This is a genomic window from Granulicella sp. 5B5 (assembly GCF_014083945.1).
Classification (GTDB): Bacteria; Acidobacteriota; Terriglobia; order Terriglobales; family Acidobacteriaceae; genus Granulicella.
In genome coordinates this window covers 2,926,246-2,941,754 of sequence record NZ_CP046444.1, presented here as the reverse complement: position 1 = coordinate 2,941,754, position 15,509 = coordinate 2,926,246, and the positions used below count along the sequence as shown (strand labels likewise).

The 15,509-nt window shown below is 60.4% G+C and carries 10 protein-coding genes; 4 read left to right on the top strand and 6 right to left on the bottom strand.

Translation table 11 applies throughout. The annotated features are described in order from the left end of the window. Positions 1 to 26: 26 nt before the first annotated feature. Positions 27 to 335 (top strand): hypothetical protein, encoded by a 309-nt coding sequence (locus tag GOB94_RS12460; protein WP_182276221.1) that lies wholly within the window; start codon positions 27 to 29, stop codon positions 333 to 335. Positions 336 to 695: 360 nt separating this feature from the next. After that, positions 696 to 1,043: a cupin domain-containing protein gene (locus GOB94_RS12455; RefSeq protein ID WP_182276220.1), complete on the top strand. Its 348-nt coding sequence runs from the start codon at positions 696 to 698 to the stop codon at positions 1,041 to 1,043. Between the two features lie 99 nt (positions 1,044 to 1,142). Here the strand turns inward: GOB94_RS12455 and GOB94_RS12450 are convergent, their stop codons facing one another. Together GOB94_RS12450 and GOB94_RS12445 are read right to left on the bottom strand one after the other, a co-directional pair. Further along, positions 1,143 to 2,051, bottom strand: a complete 909-nt coding sequence (locus GOB94_RS12450) for a D-hexose-6-phosphate mutarotase (RefSeq protein ID WP_182276219.1) — start codon at positions 2,049 to 2,051, stop codon at positions 1,143 to 1,145. Between the two features lie 12 nt (positions 2,052 to 2,063). Further along, on the bottom strand, positions 2,064 to 2,819 hold the full coding sequence (locus GOB94_RS12445) for an SDR family oxidoreductase (RefSeq protein ID WP_182276218.1): 756 nt from the start codon (positions 2,817 to 2,819) through the stop codon (positions 2,064 to 2,066). A gap of 247 nt (positions 2,820 to 3,066) precedes the next feature. On the opposite strand from GOB94_RS12445, the gene GOB94_RS12440 reads away from it, so the two are divergent. Together GOB94_RS12440 and GOB94_RS12435 are read left to right on the top strand one after the other, a co-directional pair. Then, positions 3,067 to 4,365 (top strand): L-fuconate dehydratase, encoded by a 1,299-nt coding sequence (locus GOB94_RS12440; protein WP_182276217.1) that lies wholly within the window; start codon positions 3,067 to 3,069, stop codon positions 4,363 to 4,365. Between the two features lie 23 nt (positions 4,366 to 4,388). After that, positions 4,389 to 5,219: a fumarylacetoacetate hydrolase family protein gene (locus GOB94_RS12435; RefSeq protein WP_182276216.1), complete on the top strand. Its 831-nt coding sequence runs from the start codon at positions 4,389 to 4,391 to the stop codon at positions 5,217 to 5,219. Between the two features lie 162 nt (positions 5,220 to 5,381). Here GOB94_RS12435 and GOB94_RS12430 read toward each other — a convergent pair whose 3' ends face one another. The 4 genes from GOB94_RS12430 to GOB94_RS12415 form a co-directional block, all read right to left on the bottom strand. Then, positions 5,382 to 6,206, bottom strand: a complete 825-nt coding sequence (locus GOB94_RS12430) for an IclR family transcriptional regulator (protein WP_182276215.1) — start codon at positions 6,204 to 6,206, stop codon at positions 5,382 to 5,384. Between the two features lie 32 nt (positions 6,207 to 6,238). Beyond that, positions 6,239 to 8,308 carry a prolyl oligopeptidase family serine peptidase gene (locus tag GOB94_RS12425; protein WP_182276214.1) on the bottom strand — a complete coding sequence of 690 codons (2,070 nt, stop codon included), beginning with the start codon at positions 8,306 to 8,308 and terminating at the stop codon, positions 6,239 to 6,241. A gap of 110 nt (positions 8,309 to 8,418) precedes the next feature. Continuing rightward, on the bottom strand, positions 8,419 to 12,186 hold the full coding sequence (locus tag GOB94_RS12420) for a TonB-dependent receptor (RefSeq protein WP_182276213.1): 3,768 nt from the start codon (positions 12,184 to 12,186) through the stop codon (positions 8,419 to 8,421). 283 nt (positions 12,187 to 12,469) lie between these two features. Then, positions 12,470 to 15,424: a M14 family zinc carboxypeptidase gene (locus tag GOB94_RS12415; RefSeq protein WP_182276212.1), complete on the bottom strand. Its 2,955-nt coding sequence runs from the start codon at positions 15,422 to 15,424 to the stop codon at positions 12,470 to 12,472. Positions 15,425 to 15,509: the final 85 nt, after the last annotated feature.

The following is a 15,509-nucleotide window of genomic DNA, read 5'->3' as shown; positions in this document are numbered from 1 at the left end:
ACGACGTCACGGTCACCGGCCGCACCATGAAGGTCATCGTCCACTCCCTCGGCGCGATCGACACACAACCCGCCAAACTCATCCTCCGCGACGCCGACGGCAAGACCCTCGCCACAGCCACCATCCCCACCCTCAAAGCCCCTCTCGACCTCATCCCCAAAACCACCACCGTCACGCTACCCCTCCCCGCCAACACCGACGTCCCCACCGACACCCTCACCATCGAGATGCCCGGCCCAATCCCTGAAATCACGCTCCTCAACAACCACATCACCATCGGCTCCCTCGACCGTACCCAGAACCCCGCTGAAAAGGAGCTCCACGCCCGCCGCTGATTGCCTTCCCGTCCAGAAATCCTGTCAACCCCTGCAAGCTCCCTCAAACCGCCAACCCCAACAAACCAAACCACCAACCCGCCAAAACCATTTACATGAAAATAGGACCGAACCTTCTACAATGGAAGTAGGCAACAAAACTGGCCAACTGGAAAACTGGCTCACTGGCAACTGAAAGCCGCAAACCCGCTTCCAGCTGGCGCTATACCCTATCCCCTTTGTTAGCAATATCATACCCGTAACCATATCCAGAATCAGTCACTTACCCCCGGGATCACCCCGTAAGTCGCTGATTCCACAGAACAGCTCATCTACATAGGGAGGGGGAGGGGGTATCCTCACCAGCCCAGGAGAAACCGTATGTCGCAGCAAGTCACCCCTGTCATCCCCTCGCAGGACGCCGGCATGTCCGTCCCCGAACCCGGCCTCCGCCGCCAGGTCATGACCTACACAGACAACCTCATGCTCGTCCGTCACCGCATGGAAAAGGGCTGGGTCGGAGCCCGCCACTCCCACCCCCACGAGCAGATGGTCTTCATCCTCAGCGGCAAAATCCAGTTCGAATCCCCCGCCGGCACCTTCCTCGTCGGCTCCGGCGACAGCTTCATCGTCCTCGGCAACATCGAGCACCAGGCCTCGGCCCTCGAAGACTCCGAAGTCCTCGACATCTTCACCCCCTACCGCGAGGACTACGCCCCCAAGGCCTAGCTCCAAGGTCTACCTCTCAGACCCGGTTCCAAAGCCCCGCTCTTCGGGAGGGAGCAGGGGCCTTCAGGCCCCCGAATCAGCCCCGCAACAAAAGGGGCTTTAGCCCCGGAGCGGACCAACCACCGAATGCGCCACCAGCGTGGCGCTCGCCCCAGCGGCGAGCGTCACCGCATTCCGCCCCACATTCGCCGTCTCGATAGCCACATACTCATGCCAGTCCCACGGCCCCAGGTCCGGCAGCTCCCCAAACTGGTTCCACGTCACCGTCGTGTCGGACCCCTTCTTGTGCAGCACAATCCTCCGCCGCCCAGCCACATCGTCGATCGTGATCGGCGCGATCGTATCGTTATAAATCCGGTCCGTCCGCTTGGTAAACCGTAGCGGCTCTCCCGCCGCAGGCTTCACCTTGAAGTCATCGGTCTTATCGATAAACGAGGTCGTCTCCAGCCCTTTCACGACCACCTCGTGAATGTCGGCCACCTTGTAGTAGGTATGGAACGCATCCTCAAAGTGCAGCGGTTGCGAGCCCGTATTCTTCACCGTCATCGCCATCGTCAGTGTCGGCCCAATCAGGAACTCCAGCGTCAGCAGGAACGCGTCGTAGCCCATACTGCGGCTCATCGCCGTCGGCCCCTGCGTGAACACCAGCCGCACATCGTCACCATGCCGCTCCACTGTATCCAACGACCAGTCCTGAATCCGTGCAAACCCATGCGACGGCCCCGGATGCCCATCCACCCGGTCCTTCTTGCTGTCATTGGCAAACCACGGAAACACCACCGGCACCCCACCCCGGATCGGCTTCCCCACCGCGAACTCCGACTTGCTGCTCAAAAAGATCGCGGGCTCCCGCCCGCTGGGCTGCCACGCCGTCAGGTGCGCGCCCTGCAGGTAGATCGTCGCCGTCGCCTCAGCCGAGTGCACATGCACCCTCGTCAGACCGTTCTGCTCATCGAAGCTCACCAGCTTCACCAGGTGGAACCGCTTCGCTAACGACGCTGCATCCAACACTCACCTCACTCAACGCAAATTGAAGTATCCGCCATCGATCGGATAGTCGCATCCGGTCAGGAACGCGGCTTCATCCGAGCACAGATACAAAGCCAGCGCTGCGATCTCCTCCGGCTTGCCCATGCGTCCAATCGGCTGCGAGGCACCCAGCTCTGCAAACTTCTCCGCCTCGCGCCCCGGATAATTCTTCGCGACGAACCCATCGACAAACGGCGTATGCACCCGCGCCGGCGACACGCAGTTACACCGCACACCCGACGCCAGGTAATCCTTCGCCACCGACAACGTCATCGAAAGCACCGCACCCTTCGTCATCGAGTACGCAAACCTGTCCGCCAGTCCCGAGGTCGCCGCAATCGAAGCCAGGTTCAAAATCACGCCCTTGCCCTGCTTCACCATCGGCTCAATCGCAGCCTTCATACAAAGATACGTGCCGCGCACGTTCACCGCATACAGCCGGTCCATGTCCGCCACCGTTGTCGACCGCAAAGTTCCAACATGCGCAACACCGGCAGAGTTCACCAGAATATCCACCGGCCCGCCGATCTTCTCGAAGCATCGCATCACACTCTGCTCGTCCGCTACATCACACCCATACCCCTCGGCATACACGCCCAGCCGCTTCGCCGTGGTTTCGGCCTTCTCCGCATCCAGGTCCACGGCCACCACCGTCGCGCCATTAGCCGCAAACAACTCCGCCATCGCCATCCCGATGCCGCTCGCGGCCCCGGTAATCACAGCCCTCTTCCCATCCAGTCGAAACATCCTCTGCTCCCTTCGCCTGCTCTCGGCCCCATCGGCACTGTGCCCGTGGTCGCCGCATCGAGTTCTAACGACCTGCATAGACCAGTGTCAACCGCTCTCGGCGCAGCGTTACAATAATTCTCCCATGCAATCTATATTTCATTGACGAAAATCGACCTAAACTTCTATACTCCATCCAGCCTGCATAGCCGTTCTACACTGCTTTGAAGCGTCTGTATCAACCTCTGCGCTCCACTCTACGTCAAGGATGCTCGTGGCCATCACCATCACCAACGTTCGTGTTATCGATCTCCGCTTTCCCACCTCGCGAGAGAGCATCGGTTCGGATGCCGTCAACAAGGACCCCGATTACTCCGCTGCCTATTGCATCCTTGAGACCGACGCCGGTCTCTCCGGCCACGGCCTCACCTTCACGCTCGGCCGCGGCACTGACCTCGTAGCCAGCGCGCTCACCTACCTCACCGCGAACGTCAAAGGCCGCACCCTCGGCTCCATCACTTCGGACCTCAACGCCTTCTACCTGCAGGTCACTGGCGACACCCAGTTCCGCTGGCTTGGCCCCGAAAAGGGCGTCATCCACCTCGCCTGCGCCGCTCTGCTCAACGCGATCTGGGACCTCTACGCCAAGGCTGAAGGCAAGCCCGTCTGGCGTCTGCTCGCCGACATGACACCCGAGCAGATCGTCGCCTGCATCGACTTCCGCTATATCTCCGATGCGCTCACGCCCGACAAAGCCCTCGCGATCCTGCGCAGCAAGCAGTCCGGTCGCGCCGAGCGACTCGTGCAGCTCGAAGCCGACGGTTACCCCGCTTACACCACCTCCGCCGGCTGGTTCGGCTACAGCGAAGACAAGATCCGCCGCCTCTGCCAGGAAGGCCTCGCCGACGGATGGACACACTTCAAGCTTAAGGTCGGCGGTGACGCCGAAGACGATCTCCGCCGCGCCCGCATCATGCGCCAAGCCATCGGCCCCCACAACCGCATGATGGTCGACGCCAACCAGAAGTGGGGCGTCGAAGAGGCCATCACCCGCACCCTGCAGCTCGCCGAAGTCGGCCCCTGGTGGATGGAAGAGCCCACCAGCCCCGACGACATCCTTGGACACGCCCGCATCCGCCGCGAAGCCGCTCCTACCCGCATCGCCACCGGTGAGCACTGCCACAACAGCATCATGTTCAAGCAGCTCCTCCAGGCCCGCGCCATCGACGTCTGCCAGATCGACAGCTGCCGCGTCGCGAGCATCAACGAAAACCTCGCCATCATGCTCATGGCCGCAAAGTTCGGTGTGCCCGTCTGCCCCCACGCTGGCGGCGTCGGTCTCTGCGAGTACGTGCAGCATCTCGCCATCTTCGACTATCTTGGAATCTCAGGCACACTCGAGAATCGTGTCATCGAGTATGTCGATCACCTGCACGAGCACTTCGTCACGCCCGTCGTCATTCGTCACGGGCATTACATGGTCCCGCACGCGCCCGGCTATAGCGCCGAGATCCACCCTGAATCCCTGGCCAGCTACAGCTTCCCTGAAGGCGCAGTCTGGAAGTAGCCTGGACCACCTGGAGATAGTACATGAAGTTCGTTACCTACCTGCAGCACGATGGCGTCACCCGTAGCGGCCTTCTTCAAGGCGATGACATCCGTCCCATCATTAGCTCAGCCCCCGACGCCGTCCTCGCCTACATCCAGAGCGGCGCCAGCCATCCCGCGCTCGAAACAGCCACGGTCCCGCTCGCTGATGTCCGCCTCCTCGCACCGCTCCAGCATCCGCCGCGCATCTTCGGCATCGGCCTCAACTACGTCGAGCACGCCGCAGAATCCAAGATGAAGGTGCAGGAAGTCCCCACCGTCTTTCTCAAGCTCACCTCCTCCATCGTTGGCCCGGACGAGGACGTCATCATCCCACCCAACGCCACGCAGCCTGATTACGAAGCCGAGCTCGCCGTCGTCATCGGCAAACCCGGTCACCGCATCGCCGCCAAGGATTGGGAAGACCACGTCTTCGGCTACACCATCGTCAACGATGTCAGCGCCCGCGGCGTGCAACTCGCCACATCGCAGTGGGTCCTCGGCAAAAGCTTCCCCACCTTCACGCCCATGGGCCCGGTCATCGTCACCAGGGACGAGGTCCCCGACCCCCACGCCCTCGACATCAAGCTCACCCTCGCCGGCGAGGTCATGCAGAACGCCAACACCCGCGACCTCATCTTCAAGATCCCACAACTCATCGAGTACCTCTCCAGCATCGTCTCGCTCGAAGCCGGCGACATCATCAGCACCGGCACGCCTCCCGGCGTCGGCCTTGGCCGCACCCCGCAGCGCTGGCTCAAGCACGACGAGAAGATGGTCATCGAGATCGAGCGCATCGGCACACTCACCAACCGCGCCTGCTTCGTCGACTAAACAGACGAAGTAACTGGCAACTACCAACTAAATTACTTGTTACTTGCTGAAATGCTAAGAAACGGCATCCTCAACCCGAACATTAACTCGCTGCTCAGCCACGTGCGCCACACCAACACGCATCATCCTGGAATCAGCCTGACGCCATAGGCATAGCCGCACCTACGCAGCCTCAGGCCGCTTGCCCCCAAGCTTCTCCGTAATCTCCGCCGCGGCCTTCCGCAGCTCCTCCACAACATCACTCATCTTCAACGACGAGCTGCTGTACTGAATATGCGGAATCGTCAGCGCACCGATCGCCCACCCATGCTGGTTGAGGATCGGGAAGCTGATGTTGATCACGCCCTTCACCTCATAGCTCGCGCGCTTCTCGTAACCCAGCTTACGGATGCGGTTCAGGTGAGTGTGCAGATCGCGCGGCGCCTTCTTGTCCGTCTCACGCCTCCACTCCTCAAGAATCCGTTCCAGCTGCACCTCGCTCTGATGCGCAAGAATCACATACCCACTGGCGGAGTCCATAATGTCCACCGTCGAGCCCAGCTTTACATAAAACCCAATCCGCGTCGGCGGATTCACCTGCGCCAGGATGCTCACGTTACCCAGTTCCAGCACGCCCATATGGCACGACTGCTTCGTCACATGCGCCAAGTGGTCCATCACCGGCAGCGCCTCCACCAGCAGTCGCTCTGTAGGCGGATGCTCCTGCACCAGTTGGAACAGCTTCAGCGTCAGCGAGTACCTGTCCTCCGCCAGCTGCGCAATATACCCGCGCTCCTCCAGGCACACCAGCATCCGGAATATCTCGGACACCGTGCGGTCCAGTTCCCGCGCCAACTGGCTCTTCGTCAACCCCGACGGTTGCCGCGCCAGCAACTCCAGCACGTCCAGCCCCTTTTCCAGCGCAGGGGCCGCATAACTCTTGGTTGTCTTCGTCTTGCCAGCGCGAGGCGCTTTCACCTTCGCGTCCGCTTCACTTGTCTTTGCCATACGCCAAAAGCTTACAGCATCCTTCGCTGCCTTTACTCCTTGGGATCGTACTTATCCAGCCACTTCATCTCTTCCCGTACCTTGATGTATCCATGCCAGGGGTTCTTGTCCAGCGGATGGTTCTCCCCCGGAAACACCAGCAACTCATGCGGAACCCCCAGCCGCTGCAGCCCGCGCTCCAGCAGCACATCCTCAAAGTAGCTCACGCGATCATCCGCATCGCCGCCCACAATATGCGTCGGCGTCTTCACCTTGTTCAGCTGAAACAGCGCTGCCTCACTCTCATACAGCTCTGGCTTCTCCCACGGAGTTCCGCTCAGATACCACGCGTCATCATAGGTCAAATCGTCATTGCCCCAGTTCGCGGCATGTTCCACCGCACCCGCACCCGTCACGGCAGCTTTGAACCGAGTCGTCTGCGTAATCAGCCAGTTCGTCATGTACCCGCCATAGCTGTACCCGCCGATCGCCAACCTGTCCGGATCGGCGATGCCATCCTTCACCAACGCATCCACTCCGCTCAAAATGTCCCGCCCTGGCGCCGAAACGATATGCGGCTCAATCCCCAGCATGAACGCATCTCCATACCCGCTCGACCCGCGATAGTTCGGCCGAAACACCAGCCATCCATGCGACGCTGCATACGTCGCCCAGTCATACCAGTCCGCGCCAAAGTGGTCGCCATCCGCATCCGCCGGCCCGCCATGGATCAGCGTCAGCATCCGCAGATGTTTCGCTCCCATCTTCCCCGGCGGATACAGCAGCACGCCCTCCACCTCGGTCCCATCAGTGCTCTTCCACTTGTACGGCTTCCACGGCACCTGCACCCGCTCCGCAAACACCGGATTGAACGCCGTCACAGCCTTCGCGCCACCCAAACCGGCGACATCGTCAGCCACAAACACCTGCGCCGGCACATTGATCCGCGAGTGCACAAACAGCACCGCCTTCGCATGCAGCGCAGCATCCGGCTTGCTGTAGTGCCCCGGCTCCGTCACCACCTTCGTCGCCGAGCTCCCCTCCACGCGATAGATCGCCTGCTCAATCCCCGTCGATCCTGTCGCCAGCACCGTGCCATCTTCCGTCACGGCCGGGTCACTCCACGACCCCGCAAACTCACCACCCAGCCGCGTCACCTTCTCCGTCGCCACATCCAGCGAGTACAACCGCCCCTGCACATCCCGATACGGCCCTTCCACCGCCCCGCCCGCCGCCTGCACCAGAAAGTCGATATGCGTCCCATCCGGAGTCCACTGCAGCTGGCTCTCCAGCGCTTCATTCTTGGTCAGTCGCTTCGGCTTCCCACCCTCGGCAGCCACCAGGTACATCTCCGTATCCGCCGGGTCTTCCAGCCGCTGCGACACCGGCCCTGTCTCAAACGCAATCCACTTCCCCGAAGGCGACGGCACGACCTCATTCACCGTGAACGCGCTGCGCGCCAGCACCGTACTCCCTGCCGGATACTCCGGCTTGTCATGCGCGGCCTTGTCCTCTGGATGCATCATCGCCGGCACCGTGCTCGGGCTCAACACCCGCGTCACCGGCAGCGCCAGCAGCACATCGCCACGCTCTTGCTCGCGCCAGCGGATCACATCCTTCCACTCCTCGTCATGGGCATCCTGCGCCTCTTTCGACAGCGGCTCCGTCACCGCAGCAATCAGCTTCGTGCCATCCGCGCACCACGCAAAGCTATGCGCATCCAGCGCCTCGCGATACGCTGGCATCGCCTCCCCGCCACTCGCCGACACCACCCACACCCGCGTCGTCGGGTTCTTGTCATCGTCCCCCGGCAGCGTTCTGTCGGATAGGAACGCCACCGCCCTCCCATCCGGAGACCACGCGGGCGCGGTGTCACGCCCTCCATGCGTCAACGGAACCAGCTTTCCGCTCTGCCGCGTCCACACCCAAAGATCGTCCGTAAACTGGTTCCCCTTCCAGTCCGGAGCATTCACCCCCACCACCACCGCCGCCCCGTCCGGCGAAATCCGCGCCGAGCTGACATCCGTCGCATTGAAAAACTCATCCAGCGTAATCGCCGGTTTCGTCTGCGCCTGGACGATCAAAGGAACAGCAACCACAACAGCACAAAGGAACGTTCTCATCGTCCACCCAGAGAAACATACAACCACAACTTACTCAAGCACTCACCTCAAAACGAAACGGAGAGACGTATCGCCTCTCCGCTCCATCGTTAGGAAGAAATAATCCAGCCCTAGAAGTCGTACCGCATCGAGAACTGCATACGCCGAGACTGCGTCAGCAGCGAGCCCGCCGTTCCTATGGTGTACGTCAGCGTTGTGGCAATGCTCTGCGGATCGAACCGGTTTGTGTTCGTCACGTTGTAGACCTCCCACGTGAACTTCAGCGCCCCCCAGTCCGATACCTTCCAGCTCTTCGCCAATCCGGAGTCGAGATCGATATAACCGTCGCCGCGTAGTGGATTGCGCATCCCCGCCTCACCCGGATACGGCACGCGCACCGGAGATCCGTTGTAGGCGCCGCCGCTGATCGCCGAAGCATTGTCGAAGAACACCGGATTGCCGGAACTATCCAGATGCTTATGCACCTTCACCTGGCTCTTATCGGTGATGACACCATAGCCGCCCCAGGTCCAGTTCGTCGTATATCCGGGCTCGTAAAGCGAGAACGGCAATCCAGACGAGTAACGGAAGATGCCCGAAAGCTGCCATCCTCCGACAACTTCATCCGCCAGCCGGCTCGCTCCGTTCCACACCGCTTTGCCACGGCCGATTGGCAGAGCATACACATAGTCGGCAGTAATCAGGCTCTTGCTGTCGAAGTCGGAAACTCCACGGTTCAGATACGGCTTCCAGGTATTTTGAATAATGGCTCCGCTGGTAGCAACACCGCTCGAAAACGACGTCGCACGCTCGGCGTCCGAGCTGAAGTCGATTGACTTGGAGAAGGTATAACTCACATCGCCCTGCAGCCCATGGCTCATCGGATGATGCAGCGAGACCTCAAGGGCGTTGTAGTAACTCATCCCGATCGTCGTCAGTGAGAAGAGGCTGTCGAACTGCGGCTGCCAGAACTTCGACTGATAACCGGCAGGGCAGTTGTAATATCCAAAATCGAAAGCGCAGCCATAATCGACATCCGAAAGCGCGGTCGTCGCTCCGAGATACTCCATATTCGGCGCCCATTCATCTGAATAGAAAGCCTGCGTCGCGCTCTCGCCGTTATAGTCCGTATTCGCGAGGAACGGGAACAGGTGCTCCCAGTAAGGAATGGGCGCCACATTCGCGCTCGCATCGTCACCGTTCGCATTGGCAATCTTCGAGAGCGCAGTGCCCGCCGTGTAGTAATCCCCACCGCCCTGCGGATCGACATAGTCGACCGGCTCAGCCAGATCTTGCTGGCTCAACAGATGCCGCCCCAGCCGTCCGACGTACGCCGCCTCCAGCGTGAGCCCACCCGGCAAAACCCTCTGCACCGAAAGGTCGAACGCCTCGGTATACGGCGTCTTGAGCTTATTGTCGATGCCCCAGGAGATCTGCTCACTTCCTTCAGGATAGGTATAGGGGAACGTCGTCTGCGCCGCGCCTGCGCCGTTCGTGAATGGGAAGTTGCGGCGCCCTGTAAACCTCGGTGACGACTCCGTATCGTAAACGCCTGCCGGATTCGTCACCGACGAGGACAATCCGAACTCTCCGTTCTGGTCGAAGATGTTGACCAGCGCCTCGCCAAAATGATCGAAGTAAATGCCAAACCCGGTACGCACCGATGTCTTGGAATTTGGTGCCCACGCAATCGCTATGCGCGGAGCAAAATTATTCTTGTTCTTCGGATAAAAGCCAGGACGCCCATAATACTTGCCGGCGGGCGCAAACGATAAGTCTGGCTCATTCACAACCCCTTGCAGGGCCGAAGCTTCACGCGCCTTGAACCATGTATCGGTATCGATCGTGGGCGTGACTTCTTGACCATGCGTCTCCCATGGCGTTTGAAGCACCGTGTACCGGATGCCGGCCGTAATCGTAAGGGTCGGCATCACCTGCCACTGGTCCTGCACGAACCCCTCAAACTCGTTGGCGCTGAAGTGGCGTGAGATCGGCGTTCCGTCCGCCAGCAGCGCGCCGCCTGCGGGGCTCGTCACCTGGTAATTGTATTGATTGGTAACAGAAGGCACTGTGCCCACCAAGTTGGCGTACGCAATATTATATGAAGAAGAAAAATTTCCATCCACAGGATTCAGTCCGATCGAATCAGGCTGAGGGGGCGCAGTGGTTGAGAGCCACTGCGGATTGGTCGATGCTGAATTGTAGGAATTCACATCCGATGTACGGTTCTGATGGATCAACCGCCAGTTCACGCCGAACTCGAGATTGTGCTTCCCTTTACTCCAGCTAAGGTTATCGACAATATTGTTCACCGGCACGCTCGCAATCGTGCTGCGCGTCTCCGCCGTTGGAGCCGAGATGTAACGGACGTCCACGTAATCACCCGACCCCACACCTGACTGCCCATACCCCTGCCGGATGTAGCCATAACGGATGTCGTTTACAAGGTGAGAATTGATCGTCCAGGTATCTCCAAACGTCATGCCCTTGGTGTTGTCGACCAGCGTGTCCGAAGGGCCCTCCCCCGGGAACTGTTCCACGTCACCGGTCGTGTCCTTCTGCAGGTTGCCGCGGCCAAAAATGTGGTGTTTCGAGGACGGTATGTAGTCGATCTTCACGATCGTCGTATTGAGCGTACTGGGATTCGGCGAAGCAAATGTGTAGTTCGCAATGTTGATCCCGTCACCGTACAGGCCAGGGTTATTCGTATTGGCAGCCGGAAGGCTCGCAAAATAGCTAAGGATATTGGGGTTCACACCCGGTCCCGGACTATATGCCGCCGTATTGCAGACCGCGCACGACGCATCGATCATCGCAAGCTGCGCGGGCGTGATGGTATCGGTTTCGGTGTCGCCCGTTGGGTTGCCGTTGCCATCCAGGGTATCGCCCGTATAGCTGATCGTTCCCTTTTGGTAAAGCGCCGTGGGCACGTCGCGGCTTACGATGGCGCTCTCCGCCTTCCGCTGTCCCTCGTAGTTGGCAAAGAAGAACAACTTGTCCTTGATGATCGGGCCACCCACATCCGCGCCGAACGTATTGCGGATCAGCTTCGGTGGCCGGTTTTCCTCTCCCGAGCCAAGTTGGCTGTTCTTGTTGAAGAAGTCGTTCGACACCGTGTTCGTCGGCCGGAAGTACTCATACGCCGCACCATGAAAGTGGTTCGTGCCTGACTTTGTTATCAGTGAGACCTGTGCGCCCGAAGAACGCCCCTGGTCCGCATTTGCATTCCCCGTCGTTACGCGGAACTCTTCAACCGAATCCTGCGTCTCTCGCAGCACTCCCAAAAAGGCGAGACCGCGTACCTGGTCGTTGTCATCAATGCCATCGAGGGTAATGTTTCCCTGGTCGGAACGGCCACCGTTCACCGCACCGCTCCGGCTGTCTGCCAACGCCGGATTGCTGGGAGGAGGAAACGACAGGACGCCCGGCTGCAGCGATAGAAGGTCCGGCACGTTTCGCGTCTCGCTCGGCAGCGCCTGGATCAATGCATTACTCTTCGCGTCACCTAGCGACGCGTCGCTCGTATTCAGCGTCTGCGCGGCGGCGCTCACGTCCACCACCTCATTGCTGCCGCCCACAGACAGGGCGAAGTTGATCGTCGCCGGCTGGTCCACCAGCAGTTCAGCGATCTTGGTCTGGCTGCCAAAACCTGGCGCCGTCACCGTGATTGTGTACGTCGCCGGCGGCAATTGTGGCAATTGATAATCACCGCTTGAGCCCGACGTCGCCTTCAGCGTCTGGCCCGCAGCCTTGTTTACTAGCGTGATCGTAGCTCTCGGAATGACCGCACCCGACGGGTCCTTCACCATCCCACGCAGTGAGGTGTTCGCGTTCTGGCCGAACGCCTGGCCTGCAAACACCATGGCAATAAGAAATACGAGTCCACAAATGCGTCGCATCAACGTCGCCTCCAAAGGTAGGTGCCAAAACTGTCTAGTCTCTTGTCGCCGAAATGCAGTCGGTACATCGCTCCAGCATCATGGCTGGAGGGTCGGTTCTGCCGGCATGGGAATCCGCATAATCACAAATCAAATACGGCGTATCGGATATTGACATAGTTTTAACCGTTTTAGGCCCAGCTTGCAACCAACAATCTCACCTAAAGCGAGTTATAGCTGCACCCCTCGGCGCAATTGTTGATCCCACCAAACATCACCCGCGACCCGAAGGCCGCAGCGGTCGCTACTTCGCCGCCGCAGACCTCTCCAGATGCCCAAAATTCAAAATCGCATTGAACACCAGCGGATAGCTCCCCACCGTCTCCCCGCGATACACCGGGTTGTTCCCAAACAGCAGCACATTGCCCTCGCCAACATGGGCATCCACCACAACAGCATGCTCCGCAATCGCCTCCCCATGCTCCAGCAGCCCCGACCCCAGCAGCGACTTCGCATCTGCAAACCGCAGCACCACCTCCGGTCGCATCGCCACCGGAATCACACTCGGGTTGTTGCGCATCTGGTCCTCATTCAACGGACGCGGTTCCCACGGCTTCTGTTTCACCAGCCGCTCCGGCTCCACAGCCTTGCGTCCCTGCACCGTATCGCTGTCATCCACACTGCCGCGCCCTGTCGGCCGCCGCGCATAGGGGTCCATCAGCACGCGCCCACCGCCACCTCCCACCGTATTGCTCACATTGAACGCCATTCCTTCCGCGCTCATCACCGGCACGCTCACCCCATAGCCCCACGCCACCGGACTCTGCGAGCTCACAAACACTGTATTCAACACCGACCCCACCACACGCGTCTGCCCCGCCGGAGCCACTGTTACACCCGGTGCCAGCCCCGCTTCAACAGCGAACCGCGCTGTGTCCTCGCATGTAATCAGCAGCCCGCCCTTCTCCACAAACGCCCTCAGATGCGCCAGCCCGTCATACCCCAGTCCATCACGCATGTCCGCAGTCGAGTCCAGCCTGCCCAGGTTCGGTGTCAGCGCCGTCTTCTCCCACGGCAGCGCATTGCCATACTTCGGCATCCCGTTCACAATGCTGTCGAACGACGACCGGCCCACCGGCGCAAACACAATCACGTCATACTTCGCCCGCAGGTCATCCATCTTCGCCACCGTCTGCGTGCTCATGTAGTCATAAGGCACACCGACATGATCGAACGCATAGCGCCACCAGCCCTCGGTCTGCGTCCCTTGCCACGTATGCATAAACGCAATCCGTGGAGTCACCGCAGGATGCGTCGCCACCGTCGGCATCGCCGCCAAGCGCACACCCGTCAGCTGCAACTGACGCATCGTCTTCTCAGCATCATCGCTAGCATCCATGAGCAGCGATCCCGCATTAAAATGCTTCCCATCCGCCTCAAACCCCTTCTCAGCAACAGCGATCTTCGTGCCCTTCAGCTTGTACACCAGCCCCAGCAAAGACACCTGCGTCGTGTTATCGATCGCCAGCACTGGCCCCGCGCCTGCGACATCCGCCACCTTCGGCTCGGCCACAAGGCTCATCTTCGCATCCAGCATCTTCGCATCCGTTACCCGCAGCACATGCAGGTTGAACAGCTCGCTGAAGCACCACCCCGTGTCGTCATAGGGATGCTTCTGCGGATCATCCGGCGCCCAGTACTGCCGGTCCAGCAGAGCGTCTGCTGCACGTGCATACGGCTGATCCATGCGCACCACGTAGCTACCCGCAGGCACTGTCTCGGTCGTCGGCTTTTCGCCACGCTTCGCCGCCGGCAGAGTCACCGTCGTCGCCTCGCTCAACTGCTGCACCTCTACATGCTGCCGTTTCATCACTTCCAGCAGTTGCAGTTGGCGGTTCGCCTCGGCGACGTTCGCAGGCAGCACGTATGCGGCCGGGCCATCCAGCGTCGGCTTCTCAACGCTCCGCTTGCTCTTGATGTAGTAGTCCTCCACAAAGTGCCGCGAGTGCTGCGCAAAATAGTTCAGTGTCGTCAGCAGCGCCGTCTCTTCATAGTTGTTATTGTCCCGCTGCGACCACATCACCACCGGATACGGCGGGTTCTGCCGGTACCACGTGCGCGAATACTCCTCCGGCGACAGGATGCGCTTCTCCGTGTCCGCCCCGCCATTGCCGAACGTCTCATACAGCCGGCTGATGCCGTTGTGCATCGCCGCCAGGAACATCAGATAGCCCGGGCTCCACGTATCGAAGTCGCCGTGCGTGTACACACCCGGCATTCCGAGGCTCTGCATCTGCGCCACGTTGTTCCAGCCAATCTCCGCCCACTCATCGGCAAGCATCGGGTCCACCCACGCGTTGTACGGTCCGTCGCCGATCGTGTTGTCGTAAAGAAACGGCTCCGACTCATGCAGGTCATGCAGCACCAGCGCATGCCAGTCCAGATACGTGTTCAGCACGTTCCGCGTCAGGTCCAGCGTCATCCCCATCGCATCGCGGTTGTTGTCATGCGCCACATAGTGGCCCCAGTACGCCAGCCGCGGCCACTGCTCCGTCGGGTGCGCGCGGTGCCACTTGTAGATGTCCACCATCCGGTCGCGCCCATCCACCTCCACCACCGGTGTAATCAGCACGATCATGTGCGACCGTATGTACTTGATGTACGGCGAGTCATCCACCGCCAGCCGGTACGCCAGCTCCATCAACGCCGTCGGCGCTCCCGTCTCCGTCGAGTGGATCGTCCCCGTAATGTAGTACACCGGATACGAAGCATCGATCAGCGGCCGCGCCTTCGCATCGTCCAGCCCAATCGTCCGCGGATCGCCCAGCTTCGCCATCCGCTCATTGTTTTCCTTCGCCCCCTTCAGCAGGCTCTCATCGGCAATCGCCACTGCAATCTGCTCGCGGCCTTCCTCCGTATGCCCAATCGTGAACACCTGCACCCGCGGCGTGCTCGCAGCCAGCAATCGGAAGTACTTGTACACATCCTCCGCATACGGCAGCGTGTTCGGCGCGCCGGACACATCCCCCAGCAGCTTCTCAGGCGTCGGTACCGTCTTCGACGCCGGCAGTTCGCTCACCAGCGGCGAAAGAAAATGCGGGTCCGTCGTGTACTCCGCAATCTTCGCGCTGTACGCCTTGTCGATCGGCTGGTTCGGGTCCCGCGCATAGTTGCCATCCAGGCTCTGCGCTGCAGCGGAGACAACGGCGCACACACACAACGCCGCAACAAAAGGGACAACCCGGTTCCACGAAGTCATACAGACTTTATACCCCCGCCTCCAGTCGTTTGCGAACTAGCTGTTCGCGAGCCAGTTGTTTGCGAACCCGCTCTCAGGTAGAACA